The organism is Collinsella sp. SGI.241 (genome assembly GCF_050312955.1).
GTDB lineage: Bacteria > Actinomycetota > Coriobacteriia > Coriobacteriales > Coriobacteriaceae > Collinsella.
Window position 1 is genome coordinate 1 of the sequence record NZ_JBNPKM010000001.1, and the last position, 14,034, is coordinate 14,034.

Genomic DNA, 14,034 nt, shown 5'->3' on the forward strand with positions numbered 1-14,034 from the left:
TTCTTTTTTATGTAATGGGGACCTTGCTTACGCTGCCTTAGAAGCCGTGCATCTAACTATGGTCAGCCAAGATTACATTGCCGGGGCGGGGCCGGGGTGCTTGGTTTTGGAAGTTCGCGAAGCCCACTTCCAAAACCAAGCACCCCGGCCCCGCCCTCGTCCTCGTCCGTGAACTTTTCCGCTGGGCGAGCGGGACCGCGGGCAATCCACCCCTATGTTTCCAAATGAATACGCTGTGAGCCGAAGGGGACGGTTCTCCCCGCAAGCACTCTAGTATGCTAAAGTACCCAGAAGACCGGCGGAGCTATGCCGGTCTTTCGTTCTATATGAAACACAGCATGAGGAGGCTCACCAGATGACGGCCACACCGTGGGGATTCCGGGACATATTGCCCGAGGAGGCTCAGGCGCGCGAGGAGATCGCATGTACGGTGAAGGGCTGCTTTAGGGAGCATCATTACCTGCCGGTCGAGACGCCACTGCTCGAGGACAAGGGCTCACTCGAGGAGGGCGGCCGCATTGCGGACACGCCGTTTAAGCTCTTTGACGATGATGGTCGCCTGCTGGTGGTCCGTCCCGACAACACGCTGCCGATCGTGCGCCTGGTTTCGACCCGCATGCGTGCGGCCGATTTGCCCCTGCGCCTTCGCTACGAGGCGCCGGTGGTTCGCGAGTGCCAGCGCAATGCCGGTGGCTCGCGTCAGTTTACGCAGCTGGGCTTTGAGCTTATCGGTGCGGGCGATACCGCGGGCGATGTAGAGATTGTTTCGCTGGTGGCCGAGGCCGTGCGTAAGCTGGCGCTTCCCGATGCTCGTATTATCGCAGGTAGCGTGCGTCCTTTTAAGGAGCTGCTCGCGGCGTGCGAGGATCGCGAGCTGGCAGCCGAGGCCCTGCGCTGCGTGCATGCCAACGACTTTGTGGGCCTCGATGCCCGCGTGGCTGCCAGCACCGAGTCTGATGCCGTCAAGGCCGCCATTAGCGAACTGCCGCGCCTGCACGGTGGTGCCGAGGTGCTCGACCGCGTGGACGCGCTGCTGGAGGCCGCCGGTATCGCCGCGCCGCCGACGCGCGAGCTGCGTGCCCTGGTCGAGGGTTTGGCTCCCGAGGACGCCCAGGTGCTGTCGTTCGATTTCTCCATCATGAACTCTTTCGATTACTACACGGGCCTGGTCTTTAAGGCCTATGCCGGCGGCTTGCCCGATCCGGTCGGTTCGGGCGGACGCTACGACTCCATCTTTACCGGTGCATTTGGCGACGGCATCGAGGTGCCGGCGGCGGGCTTCGCCTTTTCGCTCGAGCGCCTGGAGGCCGCGCGTACCTCGGCAGAGGACACCGCTTCCGACGGCGATCACGCCGCGGGCCGTGGCGCCGAGGGTCCGCTGCGCATTGCCGTGCCCAAGGGCTCGCTTAAGGCAGACACGCTCGACGTGCTCGAGGCCGCGGGCCTGGATGTCTCTGAGTTGCGTGACCCCGGCCGTCACCTGATTGTGCGCGGTCGCGACACGCGTGCCGGTGAGGGCACGGTCGGCGATATCGAGTTTGTTATCGTGCGACCCAGCGATGCGCCCGCCTTTGTGGGCTGCGGTGGCGCCGATTGCGGCATCTGCGGCTGGGATTCGCTCATCGAGGCCGACCTCAACCTGCTGCAGCTGGTCGACTTGGGCTATGGCCTGTGCACCTTTATCGAGGCGGAGCCCGCGTGGCGCGCCGGTCAGGCCGAGCGCAACTATGCCCGCCGCGGGTCGCTTCGCGTGGCTACCAAATATCCGCGCATCGCGAGTGCCTGGTATGCCGAGCGCGGTGTGAACGCCGATATCGTCTCGCTGCACGGTAACATCGAGCTGGGCCCCATCGTCGGCATGACCGACCGTATCGTGGATATTACCGCCACGGGTGCCACGCTGCGCGACAACGATTTGGTCATCACCGGCCGCATTATGGACTGCACGGCGCGCTTTTTTGTCAACCCGGGTGCCGCTCGCTTGGATCCGCGCGTACGCAATCTGGCAGATCGCTTGGCGGCGGCCGTTAAGGACAAGCATTTTGAGCCCGTTGCGGGCTCGGCACAATAGCGCGAGCACGCACGGGCGCCCCAACGTCTGGGCTGCGGGCCGATGGGCGCCGCCGCCCGGCCTCTCGTTTTTCGAACACAACCTCGACCGATAGGGGATACCGACATGAAGACTATCAAGCTTGCTCCCGGTGAGCGTCTCGTTACCAACCAGCTCAACCGTAAGGGCGTGCTGCCGCAAAACATCGTCGACGCCGCCCGCGATATCGTGGCCAACGTGCGCGCCAACGGCGATGCCGCGGTGCGCGACTACTGTCAGCGTTTTGACGGTGTTGAGCTGCAGAGCTTCCGTCTGCCGCAAGAGCAGATCGATGCCGCGCTCGAGGGCCTCGATCCGGCCTTTGTCGCGGCGCTCGAGAAGGCTGCGCGCCAGATTCGCGAGTTCCACCAGCGCGAGGTCGAGCAGAGCTGGTTTACCACGCGTGCAGATGGCACCATGCTCGGCGTTAAGGTGACCCCGCTTGCGGCAGCCGGCATCTACGTGCCGGGCGGTCGCGCGCAGTATCCCTCCACGGTGCTCATGAATGCCATTCCCGCCAAGGTGGCCGGCGTTGAGCGCGTGGTCATGGTGACCCCGCCGCAAAAGGACGGCCTGATCAGTCCCTACACGCTCGCGGCGGCAAAGCTCGGCGGCGTGGACGAGATCTATATGGTGGGCGGCGCCCAGGCCGTGGCCGCGCTGGCGTACGGTACCGAGACCATTCCGCGCGTCGACAAAATCACCGGTCCGGGCAACGCCTTTGTTGCCGCGGCCAAGCAGATTGTCTCGGGCGACGTGGGCATCGACATGGTCGCCGGCCCCTCCGAGGTCTGCGTGCTGGCAGATGCCACGGCTAAGCCCATGGTGGTCGCAGCCGACCTGATGGCCCAGGCCGAGCACGATCCGCTAGCAGCCTGCTATCTGGTGACCTGCGACGAGCAGTTTGCGCGCGAGGTCGAGGCGGGTATCGACATTTTGGTGGCACAGTCCCCGCGTGCCGAGATCACGCGCGCCTCGCTCGACAACGAGGGCACCATCGTGGTGGCCGCCGATATGGCTGCTGCCGTCGAGGCGGTGAACACCGTGGCGCCCGAGCACCTGGAGCTGCACTGCAAGGATGCGATGGGCCTGCTCGGCGGCATTCGCAACGCCGGCGCCATCTTTGTGGGCGCTTGGAGCTCCGAGCCGCTTGGCGATTATGTTGCCGGCCCCAACCACACGCTGCCGACCGGCGGCACGGCCATGTTCTCCAACCCGCTTTCGGTCGAAGAATTCGTCAAGCGCTCGAGTGTCATTTGCTATACGCCCGAGGGCCTGCTCTCGGACGCTCCCGCGACGCAGCGCCTGGCCGAGGCCGAGGGCCTGTGGGCACACGCGCTTTCCGCCGCACTGCGTCGCCGTGTGCTGGAGCAGGGCGAGGGTGCCGTGAGTGCTGAGTCTCTGGCCGCGGCCGACCTGACCAAGGTCGCCTGGCCGGGCGACGCCGTGGCGACGGTCGCCGAGGGTGTGGACCTAGCGGCTGCAAGCGCGGATGGCGCTGGCGCGACTGGCGAGGAGGCCTAATATGGCCGAGCTGACGTCTCGCATGAAGGAGCTCGTCCAGCCCTACTTGGCTGGCATTGAGCCCTACAATCCCAACTTTACGCCCACGCGCATCAACCTTTCGGCCAACGAGAACACCTATCCTGTGCCGGCTGGCGTGCGCGAGGCGGTCGACGCCGCCCTGGCTGCCACGCCGCTCAACCGCTACCCCGATCCCATGTCGAACGACCTGCGCGACGAGCTTGCCGCTTGGCATGGCGTGGCGCGCGAGAATATCTGCGTGGGCAACGGCGGCGACGAGCTGCTCTATAACTACCTGCTGGCGTTTGGCGGCGCGGGGCGGACCCTGCTCAACTGCCCGCCGTGTTTTAGCGAGTATGCGTTCTTTGCGTCGCTCTGCCAGACCGAGGTGCGCGACGTGTGGCGAGACCCCGCGACCTTTGAGCTCGACCAGGCTGCCGTGCTCGCGGCGGCGCCCGAGTGCAACCTGGCAATCGTGACCTCGCCCAATAACCCCACGGGCGACGTGGCACCGCTCGACTTTGTCGCGGCCCTGTGCGATGCGTGCCCCGGCGTGGTGATGGTCGACGAGGCCTACGTGGAGTTTGCTGATGATTCGTTTGGCGCGGCCACCACAGCGCAGGGACTTATCGCCGAGCATCCCAACCTGGTGATCCTGCATACGCTGTCCAAGTCGTTTGGCGCCGCCGGCACGCGTCTGGGCTATGTGATTGCGGCGCCCGAGGTCATCGACGTGTTTGCGGCGATTCGCCAGATCTATTCGGTCAACGTGCTGAGCCAGGCGGCGGCGCTTGCCTGCGTGCGTGCCCGCGATGCGTATGCTCCCGTGGTGGCACAGGTCGCATCCGAGCGCGAGCGCGAACTGTGTGCCCTGCGCGCAATGGCTGCCGGGGGTCTGCCCGTGGAGGCATGGCCGAGTGCGGCGAACTTTGTGCTCGTGCGCACGCCGCATGCTACGCGCGTGCGTGAGCGCCTGCGCGACGAGTATTCGATTTTGGTGCGCGACTTTAGCTACGCGCCGGGGCTTGCGGACTGTCTGCGCATTACCGTGGGCACCCCGCAGGAAAACGATGAGGTGCTGGCTGCGTTTGCCGCGCTGGTGAAGGAGGAGATGTAGATGAGCCGTTATGCCGAGGTGACCCGCAAGACGGGGGAGACCGACATTGTTGTCAAACTCGACCTGGACGGATGCGGCGTGTGCGACATCTCGACCGGCGTGCCGTTTTTCGACCACATGCTCAACGCCTTTGGCCGCCATGGCCTGTTTGATTTGACGGTGCATGCAGTAGGCGACGTGGAGGTCGACGCGCACCATACCGTCGAGGACACGGGCATTGTGCTGGGTGAGGCGTTTTGCCAAGCGCTGGGCGACAAGGCGGGTATTACGCGCTTTGCAGACGCGGCGATTGCCATGGACGAGACGCTCGTGATGGCCGCCGTGGACATTTCGGGTCGCGGCCAGGCCTACTGCGAGCTGCCCGTGCCGACCGAACGTGTGGGCAGCTTCGATACCGAGCTGGCCGTCGAGTTCTTCTATGCCTTTGCGCGCGATGCCAAGCTCACGCTGCACGTGCGCGAGCTCGCAGGCGGCAACTCGCATCACATTATCGAGGCCGCCTTTAAGGCCGTGGGCCGCACGATGCGCCACGCCTGCGAGCTCGATCCCCGCGTGCAGGGCATCCCCAGCACCAAGGGCTCGCTGTAGCCTGCCAAAAAGGGACAGGTTTATTTTGGCAGGTTTTATCTGCGGAAATGCTGTCTCATACGGTGGGTGAACGTTTAACCGACCAAAATAAACCTGTCCCTTTTTGGCAGGTTTTGAATGGGAAAAAGGAGGGTCGCGTGGGCGAACCGAAGATCGTGGTGGTCGACTACCACAAGGGCAACTTGTCGAGCGTCGTGCGCGGGCTTGTGCGCGCCGGTGCCGCCGCCTGCACGTCGGACGATCCGGAGCAGATCCGCCGCGCCGACGGCCTGGTCATCCCGGGCGTGGGTGCGTTCTATGACGCGATCGCCTTTATGCGCCAGAGCGGCGAGGCGGACGCGGTGCTCGACGCCGTTGCCGCCGGAACCCCGCTGTTCGGCATCTGCCTGGGCCTTCAGCTATTTTTTGAGCGCGGCAACGAGGGCGTGCCTGCGGACGAGGGCGCGGTCGCCGACGGCAGCGCCCCCGAGCAGGCTGGCGGTCCCTGGGTCGATGGCCTGGGCATTATGCGCGGTTCGTGCACGCGCTTGGAGTCGAGCCGCCTGAAGGTGCCGCACGTGGGCTGGGACCAGGTGCACATGACGCCCGCCGGTGCGGCCGATCCGCTGCTTGCCGGTTTTGCCGAGGGTGCCAACATGTACTTCACCCACAGCTACGCGGTGGCTGACGACGCCGATGCCGCCGATGTGCTGGCGTGCACACACTATACGCGGAGCTTCCCGTGCATCGTGCGCCATGGCAACGTGTGGGGCTGCCAGTTCCATCCCGAGAAATCCTCCGCGCTGGGTCAGCGCATCCTTAAGAACTTTGTGAGCATCGTCGAGGAGGTTGGCCGATGATCCTGTTTCCCGCAATCGATCTGATCGGCGGCAAGGTCGTGCGCCTGGAGCGCGGTGACCGCAGCCGCTGCAAGGTATATTCCGACGATCCCGTGGCCGTTGCCCGCACGTTTGCCGAACAGGGCGCGAGCTGGGTGCACGTCGTCGACCTGTCCGCTGCCTTTGGCGAGGACGAGGGCGCACGCGCTGCCAACTCGGCGGCGATTAAGGCCATCTGCGGCGTCGACGGTCTGTCCGTGGACGTGGGCGGCGGCGTCCGCTCGCTTGCGCGCATCGACGAGTTGGCAGGCTACGGCGCATGCCGTATCGCGCTGGGCACCGTGCTGGTGACCGAGCCGGGTTTTGCCGAAGTGGCAGCCCAAGGCTTTGGCGAGTTGCTGGTGGCAGACATCGCCGCGCGAGACGGTCAGGTCAAGGTGAACGGCTGGCGCGACGGCGCAGGTGTGGCGCTCGACGATGCCGTGGCGCAGCTTTCCGAGCTGGGCTTTAAGCATCTGGTGTATACCGACATCGCGCGCGATGGCATGCAGACGGGTATCGATGTGGCGGCGTATCGCCATGTGGCCGAGGTCGCGGGCTTTCCCGTCGTGGCTTCGGGCGGCATCTCGACGCTCGACGACATCCGCGCACTGGCCGCGGTGGGTGAGGGCGCGATTGAAGGCGCCATTACCGGCCGTGCGCTTTACGAGGGCAACTTTACGCTGGCCCAGGCGTTGGCCGCCGCCCGAGGGGAGGAGTAGCCCATGCTTACCAAGCGCGTAATTCCCTGTCTGGACGTCAAGGACGGCCGCGTGGTCAAGGGGGTTAACTTTGTGAGCTTGCGCGATGCGGGCGATCCGGTAGAACTGGCCCGCGCCTACGACCGCGAGGGTGCGGACGAGGTCGTCTTCCTGGACATTACTGCCACGAGCGACAACCGCGCGACGACCATCGAGATGGCGGCACATGCGGCCGAGGAGCTCGCCATTCCCTATACCGTGGGCGGCGGCTTTCGCGACCTGGCGGGCATGCGCACCATGGTTGCCGCCGGTGCCGACAAGGTGTCGCTCAACTCGGCGGCCGTGCGCGATCCGTCGCTGATTAGCCAGGCTGCCGCGGCGTTTGGCAGCCAGGCCGTGGTCGTGGCGATCGATGCCAAGCGCGTCGGCCTACCCGGCGCATCCGGTGCCGACAAGTGGGAGGTCTTTACCGCAGGAGGTCGCAACGCCACGGGCATCGACGCGGTGGCGTGGGCCGAGGAGGCGGCTCGTCGCGGCGCCGGCGAGATCTTGCTCACCAGCATGGACCGCGACGGCACCAAGGCCGGTTTTGATTTGGCGCTCACCCGCGCCGTAGCCCGCGCGGTGCCAATCCCCGTCATCGCGAGCGGCGGCGTGGGCACGCTCGAGCATTTTGCCGAGGGCGTGATCGAGGGCGAGGCCGACGCCGTGCTGGCGGCGAGCGTCTTTCACTTTGGAACCTTCAGCATTCGCCAGGTGAAGGAGTATATGGCCTCTCAAGGCATCCCTGTCAGGTTGGACTTCTAGCGCTGCGGCTTGCCCAGGCACCCGACCTTCCGGCTCCAACCCTCCTCGCGTACTTAAGTACGCGTCGTCGGGCTTGTCGCTCGGAATCTCGGGCACCTGGACAACCCTCGCCGACCTGCGATGTTTGAATTTGGGGAGAGAAATGGAAGAGATAACCGATCCTTCAAAGCTTGCGTACGACGCCCGCGGGCTGATTCCTTGTGTGGTTCAGCAGTATGACACCGGCGAGGTGCTTATGGTTGCCTGGATGAACGAGGAGTCGGTGGGGCTGACGCTCAAGACCGGCACCACGTGGTTCTGGAGCCGCAGTCGCCAGGAGCTCTGGAACAAGGGCGCGACGAGTGGCAACATGCAGGAGGTTCGTGAACTCTGGGCCGACTGCGATAGCGACACGCTGCTGGTCAAGGTCGACTCGCCGGGTCCGGCCTGCCATACCGGCAACCGTACCTGCTTCTTTAAGAAACTCGCGTAGGGCGGGCGCTCGACCAGGCGCTTGGCCGACCAGAAAGGATTGAACCATGGGTGTGCGTACCGCAAATGTTCAGGATGGAAATATCGGCGAGACGCTAACGGGGCTGGCCGAGGTGATTCACGGTCGTCGCGATGCGTCGCCGCAGGAAAGCTATACCGCTCGACTGCTGACCGATGTGGAGGATGAGCTGCTCAAGAAGCTTGCCGAGGAGGCGAGCGAGGTGATCATGGCCTGCAAGGATAACGACCATGATCACATTCGCTACGAGGCTGGTGACCTGGTCTACCACCTGCTCGTGACGCTTGAGCGCTACGGCATTACCCTCGACGAGCTGGCCGGCGAACTCAACGCCCGCCGCCACTAGTCGTTAAAGAACGTCCCCGATGACCATAGAAGTTGCGGTGGAATAGTTCTTGTTTGACGGTCTTGGGGCTATAAACAGGAACTATTTCACCGCAACTTATGAAGGGATGGCTAGGCGAGGGGTATGGACTCCCATTCGCCGGTGGGGTGGGGGATGTCGAAGGTTCGGTAGCCGCAGTCGTAGGCATGGGCTTGGGCCTCGCGGATATTCCAGCAAATATCACAGGCGCGGTGCGCATCCGAGCCAAAGGTAATGGGCGCCTCAGCATGGGCAAAGCAGCGCAAAAGGCCGGTCGCGGGATAGTAGTCGTCGAGCCCCTTGCGCGGTGCGGCGGTCGAGACCTCAACGCGGCGGCCCGTATCGTGCGCACACTCGGCCATCTGCTGCCAAAACGGTGCAGGGTCAAAATCGGGCGCAAAGCCTTCCTTCGAAAAGCGCATGACCAGGTCGGGGTGAGCCATCACATCAAAATTGAGCGAGCTTTCGCAGGCGCGGCACCAGTCATCGACATAGCACTCCCACACGCCGCGCACACCTAAGTTTTCCCAAACGTGCAGGTTGGTGTCGTCGTCGATCCAGCCGCAGCGTGAGTCGGGCGTATCGGGGCGTGCGACGCCCTCTGTCCCCGTCGTGCCCGCAGCGCCTGCCATGATATTGCCCGGGTTACCAATCCAATGCACGCTGCCCAGGCGTACGACGGCGCCCCGGGACCAGCGCTCAACCAAAGGCTCGCAGCCTTCGTACCAATCGCACTCAAAGCCATAGACAAGCTCGAGCTCCGGCGCAATCTGCGCGGCAAGCTTGCGGGCATCCTCAAAAGCCAGACGATGCGCCGGCAGGTCGCCCTCGACAACCTGTACCTCGCAGGTGGCATCCATGCTGGCAGGCAGGGTAAGGTGATCGGCCGAGACCATGGTGCGGCAACCGGCCGCAGCAGCGGCGCGGACGTTGTCTTCAAACGAGGCGTGTCCGTCCGAAAACGAGGTGTGAGTATGGCAATCGACCAGCGGGCAAGCAGGCATGGCGGCTCCTTTACGTCAAGCGAATCTGCTCCATTGTAACGGCGCGGCCCCCAGTGCGATGTGCGCGCCGGGGGCCGAAATCGACTGGAAAGGACGGGCGGCGCATAAGGGCGGGCTCGCGACATCGGCCTTGCTTCGAATCATGTACCTTAGCCTCCAAAACCGACAAAAAATGACATGTTTGGAGGCTGATGTACATGTTTGGCCGAGGCGGTGGAGTGTCGGTTCTTGCAGACAAGGAAAATCGCGCTCATCGCGCGCCGCCACACTTGCGCCGCTCGCGATGTGCTAGCGTTTGGGTGAATAAAACGAGCCCGTGCGGAAAGGAGCCGGACCGTATGCAACGTGGAACTACATCTCCGCTGTCCCGCGAGACCGATGCGCCCGAAACCATCGTCAAGCTGGAGTGCGACATCGACGACGCGTCGCCCGAGGTGCTCGCCTACGCCGCCGACCGCCTGCGCGAGGCCGGCGCGCGCGAGGTGCACTGGCTGCCCCTCTATTGCAAGAAAGGCCGTCCTGGCTGGCAGTTGCAGGTAATCTGCACCCACGAGGATATCGAGCGCCTGCAGACGATCATCTTTTTGGAAACCACGACCAATGGCATTCGCCGCCAGGTTATGGAGCGCGTTTGCCTGCCGCGCTACTTTGAGCGCGTAACGACGCCGTGGGGCGAGGTGTCCGTCAAGGTGGCCACCTTGCCCGACGGCAGTGAGCGTGCGGCGCCCGAGTACGAAGACTGCGCCCGCCTTGCCCGTGAGCACAATGTGCCGCTCCAACGCGTGATGCAGGCGGCCCAGAGCGCGGCACTGTGATTTGAATAACGCGGCTGGTGGCGACATTCCGCGCCCGGCCACGTCAACCCCACCCCGAAAGGACCTCCATGAAATACCTCATCGCTTCTGACATCCACGGCTCGGCATATTGGACCGAGCGCCTCTGCGCCGCCATCGAAGCCGAGCAGCCCGACCGCATCGTCCTGCTGGGCGACCTGCTTTATCATGGTCCGCGCAACGACCTGCCGCGCGACTACGCTCCCAAGCGCGTGATTCCGCTGCTCAACGCCCTGGCCGACCGCATTATCGCGGTGCGCGGCAACTGCGACGCCGAGGTCGACCAGATGGTTCTCGACTTTCCCGTCATGGCCGACTACTCCGCACTGTTCGACGAGGTCGGCCGCGAGCTGTTCCTGACGCACGGCCACGTCTTTGGCGCCGGCATGCACAACAGCGTCGACCACGCGCCCGCGCTGCCCGAGGGCTCCGCGCTCGTCTACGGCCACACGCACGTCAAGGTCAACGAGGAAAGCACCGCACACCCGGGTCTGTGGCTCTTCAATCCCGGCAGCGTGAGCATCCCCAAGGACGGCACGCACAGCTATGGTATCTACGAGGGCGGCGCGTTCCGCCATGTGATCATGGAGGAGGACTAACCATGGCCGAGCACATGGCTCAGCAAAATGCCGAAGGCTCGCGCGACCTGTCCACGCTGGTCGATGCATCGGCCGAGTTACAACATCTGGTACAGACTATCTGGCGCCTGCGTCAGCCCGACGGCTGCCCGTGGGACCGCGAGCAGACGCACCAGAGCATTGGCAAGAACATGATCGAGGAGGCCTACGAGGCGCTCGACTGCATCGAGGCGGATGACGCGGCCCATCTTCGCGAGGAGCTGGGCGATGTGCTCATGCAAGTCGTGCTGCATGCACAGATTGCGGCGGACGCCGGCGAGTTTACGCTGGCCGACGTGGCGCGCGATATCGACGCCAAGCTCATTCGCCGCCATCCGCACGTGTTTGGCGATGTGGATGCCGACAACTCCGACGAGGTGCTCAAGATTTGGGACGAGGTCAAGCTTGCCGAGAAGGCCGCCAAGGACCAGGCCGTGGCGGCGGGCGATGCTGCGCCCGAGGGCCTGCTCGACGGCGTGCCCACGCATCTGCCGGCGCTGATGCAGGCTCAGAAGGTGTCGCGCAAGGCGGCTGCCGTGGGCTTTGAGTGGGAGACGGTCCAGGACGTGTGGGACGAGGTCGCCGAGGAACGTGCCGAGTTTGAGGCCGAGGAGCCCGGCTCGCCCGAGCGCGAGATGGAGTTTGGCGACCTGCTCTTTGCCCTGGTCAACGTTGCGCGCAAGGAGGGCATCGACGCCGAGAGCGCCCTTCGTGCCAGTACGGCAAAGTTCCGCCGCCGTTGGGCCGCAATGGAGCAGATGGCGGCCGATGCCCATGTTGATCTTGCCGAGCTTTCGACCCACGGGCTCAACGACCTGTGGGATGCCGCAAAGGCAGAGGAGTAGGACACGGTGTTGGTCGGCGGGGCGTAAGGGCGGCGCCCCGCCGACTTGCCCGTTGGCGACCACGCGCGCTCGAGTAATGGATTTGTCCTACGGCTCGTCCGGCTGGTCCGCCCGCGTGCTATAACTAAAGGACTTAGCGCAAACAAACCTCAACCGCACAAGGCGCACATGGATCAGATTTACGACAACAGGCACTATTCCGCCGGTTCGCGCGAACCGTCACCTCGCCGTGCGCATTCGGTGCAGCTTGGCGGGTCTGGTTATGCTGGCGCTGATCGCTCCAGGTATAGCTCGCCGGCGACTTCGCATCCCAATGCTCAGCCAAATAGTTCCTCGGACAGTCCGGTGTGCCCATCGCGTTCCAAGCATACGTCGCGCCCTTCGACCCAGGCGTCCGACAAGCCGCGCCGTCCCTCAAGCCGTCTTTCGGGCTCGGACTTTATGCACTACGCCAACGATAACGCGGTGGTCAAGGCAATCTATGATTTTACCCACGGTCCCCAGCGAGGGCTGTTTGTTGGCATTGTCGTCGCCCTGGCGCTCGTGAGCCTGTACTTCCCGGTGCGCGACCTGTATGTGGCAAAACGCTCGAGCGACATCTTGGCCAAGCAGGTCGAGATTCGCGAGCAATATAATGACGACCTGCAAAAAAGCGTCGACAAGCTGCTCTCGGAGGAGGGCATTAAGGACGCGGCGACCGAGGACCTGGGTCTGGTTATGCCCGGCGAGAAGAGGATTGAAGTGCAGGGCCTGGACGACGATTCCGATACCTCGTCGAGCCAGAAGTCGTCGAACGCCAAGAAGGCCAGCGAAGTTGCCAAGGAAATCGAAGAGGTCGGCAAGGACGCGCCGTGGTACATCCAGACGCTCGACATGCTGTTTGGATTTAACGGCGTCGAGGGCCAGGCAGTCGTGTCCAATGGCGAGTAGCGCCCGGAGGGGGGCCGCAATGACGAATTGCAAACGATATAAGGTGGCGGCGATTGACCTGGGAACGGTGTCGTCGCGACTGGTGCTGGCCCAGGTCGAGGACGGGGCGATCGTGGAATCGTCCAAGCATACCGAGATTACCGACTTGGGCGAGGGCGTGGACGCAACGGGGCGCTTTTGCGAGGCGGCCGTTGGGCGCGTGCTCGCTGCGTGCCGAATGTTTGTGGACGAGGCCCGTGCCTTTGGGGCCGCGTGCATCTGCACCACGTGCACGAGCGCCGCGCGCGATGCGTCCAATGCCGCGCTGCTGCTGGACGGCCTGCGCGAGCTGGGGCTCGAGCCGCAGGTGATTCCGGGCGAGGTCGAGGCGCGCCTGACGTTTTTTGGCGTGGCGCACGACTTTGCCGGCGAGCGCATCATTGTTACCGATTCGGGTGGCGGATCCACGGAGCTCGCGACGGGCGTCTATGCGCCGGAGCGTGGGATCTTTGCGCTGGAGGGAACGCGCTCGCTGGACATCGGCTGTCGCCGCGTGACGGAGCGGTTTTTCTCGGCGCTGCCGCCAACGGGCAGCGAGCTTGCCGCCGCTGGCGCGTGGGCAAACGAGCAGTTTGCAGGCTACTTTAAGAGCTTGCCTGTCGACTTTGAGCGAGCCGAGCGCCTGGTCGCGGTGGGTGGCACCGTCACCACGCTCGTTGCGCTCGTTCACGAGCTGGAGCCGTATGATTCGAGTTTTGTGCACCTGCGCGAGCTTTCGCTGGACCAGGTTTCGGACGCTATCGAGCGCATGTCCTCGCTGGATGTCGCGGGCATCGCCGCGTTGCCAGGCGTGCAACCCAAGCGTGCGGGCGTGATCCTGGCTGGTGCTGTGGTGATTCGCGAGCTCATGCGAGCCGGCGGCTACGACGCGCTCACTGTAAGCGAGAACAGCCTGCTCGCCGGAATGGCCGCCACCATCAACGAGGTTCTCGACGGCGCGACCCCCACCATCGCCTGGACCCCCAGCCTCAGCGTCCTTTAACCATCCCCTCATAAGTTGCGGTGAAATAGTTCCTAAATGGGCTGATAAACTGCCAAAACAGGAACTATTCCACCGCAACTTCTTAGAGGCTTGACGGTGTCCAAAAGAAGCGAGCCCGCATTCCAAAGGGACACGGGCTCGTAAACAATACGTGGTAGGGGCGGTGGGACTCGAACCCACAATCCTTGCGGCGAGAGATTTTAAGTCTCCTGCGTATGCCAATTCCGCCACGCCCCCGTAAGACTAG

15 protein-coding genes and 1 tRNA gene are annotated in these 14,034 nt (G+C 64.1%); 14 read left to right on the forward strand and 2 right to left on the reverse strand.

The window, feature by feature from the left end; genetic code table 11:
- The first annotated feature begins 355 nt into the window (after window positions 1–355).
- From hisG to hisE, 9 genes are all read left to right on the forward strand, one after another.
- The gene (gene hisG / locus ACQQ92_RS00005; protein WP_427728471.1) at window positions 356–2,071 is read left to right on the forward strand and encodes an ATP phosphoribosyltransferase; all 1,716 of its coding nucleotides are present in this window, start codon (window positions 356–358) and stop codon (window positions 2,069–2,071) included.
- Between the two features lie 105 nt (window positions 2,072–2,176).
- Window positions 2,177–3,613, forward strand: coding sequence for a histidinol dehydrogenase (gene hisD / locus ACQQ92_RS00010; protein ID WP_152067999.1), 1,437 nt, complete (start codon window positions 2,177–2,179; stop codon window positions 3,611–3,613).
- A 1-nt stretch (window position 3,614) separates the two neighbouring features.
- Window positions 3,615–4,730 (forward strand): histidinol-phosphate transaminase, encoded by a 1,116-nt coding sequence (gene hisC / locus ACQQ92_RS00015; RefSeq protein WP_427795450.1) that lies wholly within the window; start codon window positions 3,615–3,617, stop codon window positions 4,728–4,730.
- A complete protein-coding gene (hisB, locus tag ACQQ92_RS00020; protein ID WP_427795451.1) occupies window positions 4,731–5,318 on the forward strand; it encodes an imidazoleglycerol-phosphate dehydratase HisB in 588 nt (195 codons plus the stop codon).
- Window positions 5,319–5,455: 137 nt separating this feature from the next.
- A complete protein-coding gene (locus ACQQ92_RS00025; protein ID WP_427718859.1) occupies window positions 5,456–6,157 on the forward strand; it encodes an imidazole glycerol phosphate synthase subunit HisH in 702 nt (233 codons plus the stop codon).
- Window positions 6,154–6,897, forward strand: a complete 744-nt coding sequence (locus ACQQ92_RS00030) for a HisA/HisF-related TIM barrel protein (protein WP_427718862.1) — start codon at window positions 6,154–6,156, stop codon at window positions 6,895–6,897. The genes ACQQ92_RS00025 and ACQQ92_RS00030 overlap by 4 nt, the downstream gene beginning before the upstream one ends.
- 3 nt (window positions 6,898–6,900) lie before the next feature.
- Entirely contained in the window at window positions 6,901–7,683 is a 783-nt protein-coding gene (gene hisF, locus ACQQ92_RS00035) for an imidazole glycerol phosphate synthase subunit HisF (protein ID WP_117769949.1), read from the forward strand.
- Between the two features lie 142 nt (window positions 7,684–7,825).
- Window positions 7,826–8,155: a phosphoribosyl-AMP cyclohydrolase gene (hisI, locus tag ACQQ92_RS00040; protein ID WP_154515095.1), complete on the forward strand. Its 330-nt coding sequence runs from the start codon at window positions 7,826–7,828 to the stop codon at window positions 8,153–8,155.
- A gap of 46 nt (window positions 8,156–8,201) precedes the next feature.
- Complete coding sequence (hisE, locus tag ACQQ92_RS00045; protein WP_006235893.1) at window positions 8,202–8,519, forward strand: phosphoribosyl-ATP diphosphatase; 318 nt, start codon at window positions 8,202–8,204, stop codon at window positions 8,517–8,519.
- Between the two features lie 110 nt (window positions 8,520–8,629).
- Here the strand turns inward: hisE and ACQQ92_RS00050 are convergent, their stop codons facing one another.
- Window positions 8,630–9,541 (reverse strand): hypothetical protein, encoded by a 912-nt coding sequence (locus ACQQ92_RS00050; RefSeq protein WP_427795452.1) that lies wholly within the window; start codon window positions 9,539–9,541, stop codon window positions 8,630–8,632.
- A gap of 338 nt (window positions 9,542–9,879) precedes the next feature.
- Here ACQQ92_RS00050 and larC point away from each other — a divergent pair, with 338 nt between their 5' ends.
- The 5 genes from larC (at window position 9,880) to ACQQ92_RS00075 (ending at window position 13,787) form a co-directional block, all read left to right on the forward strand.
- Window positions 9,880–10,356 (forward strand): nickel insertion protein, encoded by a 477-nt coding sequence (larC, locus tag ACQQ92_RS00055; protein ID WP_427728489.1) that lies wholly within the window; start codon window positions 9,880–9,882, stop codon window positions 10,354–10,356.
- A 68-nt stretch (window positions 10,357–10,424) separates the two neighbouring features.
- A complete protein-coding gene (gene yfcE, locus ACQQ92_RS00060; protein WP_427728491.1) occupies window positions 10,425–10,973 on the forward strand; it encodes a phosphodiesterase in 549 nt (182 codons plus the stop codon).
- A 2-nt stretch (window positions 10,974–10,975) separates the two neighbouring features.
- On the forward strand, window positions 10,976–11,836 hold the full coding sequence (gene mazG / locus ACQQ92_RS00065) for a nucleoside triphosphate pyrophosphohydrolase (RefSeq protein ID WP_427795453.1): 861 nt from the start codon (window positions 10,976–10,978) through the stop codon (window positions 11,834–11,836).
- 345 nt (window positions 11,837–12,181) lie between these two features.
- Window positions 12,182–12,766, forward strand: a complete 585-nt coding sequence (locus ACQQ92_RS00070; RefSeq protein ID WP_427795454.1) for a hypothetical protein — start codon at window positions 12,182–12,184, stop codon at window positions 12,764–12,766.
- A gap of 19 nt (window positions 12,767–12,785) precedes the next feature.
- Entirely contained in the window at window positions 12,786–13,787 is a 1,002-nt protein-coding gene (locus ACQQ92_RS00075; RefSeq protein WP_427795455.1) for a hypothetical protein, read from the forward strand.
- 152 nt (window positions 13,788–13,939) lie between these two features.
- On the opposite strand, the gene ACQQ92_RS00080 is transcribed toward ACQQ92_RS00075, so the two are convergent.
- A tRNA-Leu gene (locus tag ACQQ92_RS00080) sits at window positions 13,940–14,024 on the reverse strand.
- Window positions 14,025–14,034 lie beyond the last annotated feature (10 nt).

Excerpts from the sequence above, each read along its gene's own strand:
- hisE (WP_006235893.1), top strand. The coding sequence starts at position 8,202 with ATGGGTGTGCGTACCGCAAATGTTCAGGATGGAAATATCGGCGAGACG.
- hisB (WP_427795451.1), top strand. The coding sequence starts at position 4,731 with ATGAGCCGTTATGCCGAGGTGACCCGCAAGACGGGGGAGACCGACATT.
- hisF (WP_117769949.1), top strand. The coding sequence starts at position 6,901 with ATGCTTACCAAGCGCGTAATTCCCTGTCTGGACGTCAAGGACGGCCGC.
- ACQQ92_RS00050 (WP_427795452.1), bottom strand. The coding sequence starts at position 9,541 with ATGCCTGCTTGCCCGCTGGTCGATTGCCATACTCACACCTCGTTTTCG.
- ACQQ92_RS00075 (WP_427795455.1), top strand. The coding sequence starts at position 12,786 with ATGACGAATTGCAAACGATATAAGGTGGCGGCGATTGACCTGGGAACG.
- hisC (WP_427795450.1), top strand. The coding sequence starts at position 3,615 with ATGGCCGAGCTGACGTCTCGCATGAAGGAGCTCGTCCAGCCCTACTTG.
- mazG (WP_427795453.1), top strand. The coding sequence starts at position 10,976 with ATGGCCGAGCACATGGCTCAGCAAAATGCCGAAGGCTCGCGCGACCTG.
- hisI (WP_154515095.1), top strand. The coding sequence starts at position 7,826 with ATGGAAGAGATAACCGATCCTTCAAAGCTTGCGTACGACGCCCGCGGG.
- hisD (WP_152067999.1), top strand. The coding sequence starts at position 2,177 with ATGAAGACTATCAAGCTTGCTCCCGGTGAGCGTCTCGTTACCAACCAG.
- hisG (WP_427728471.1), top strand. The coding sequence starts at position 356 with ATGACGGCCACACCGTGGGGATTCCGGGACATATTGCCCGAGGAGGCT.
- yfcE (WP_427728491.1), top strand. The coding sequence starts at position 10,425 with ATGAAATACCTCATCGCTTCTGACATCCACGGCTCGGCATATTGGACC.
- larC (WP_427728489.1), top strand. The coding sequence starts at position 9,880 with ATGCAACGTGGAACTACATCTCCGCTGTCCCGCGAGACCGATGCGCCC.
- ACQQ92_RS00030 (WP_427718862.1), top strand. The coding sequence starts at position 6,154 with ATGATCCTGTTTCCCGCAATCGATCTGATCGGCGGCAAGGTCGTGCGC.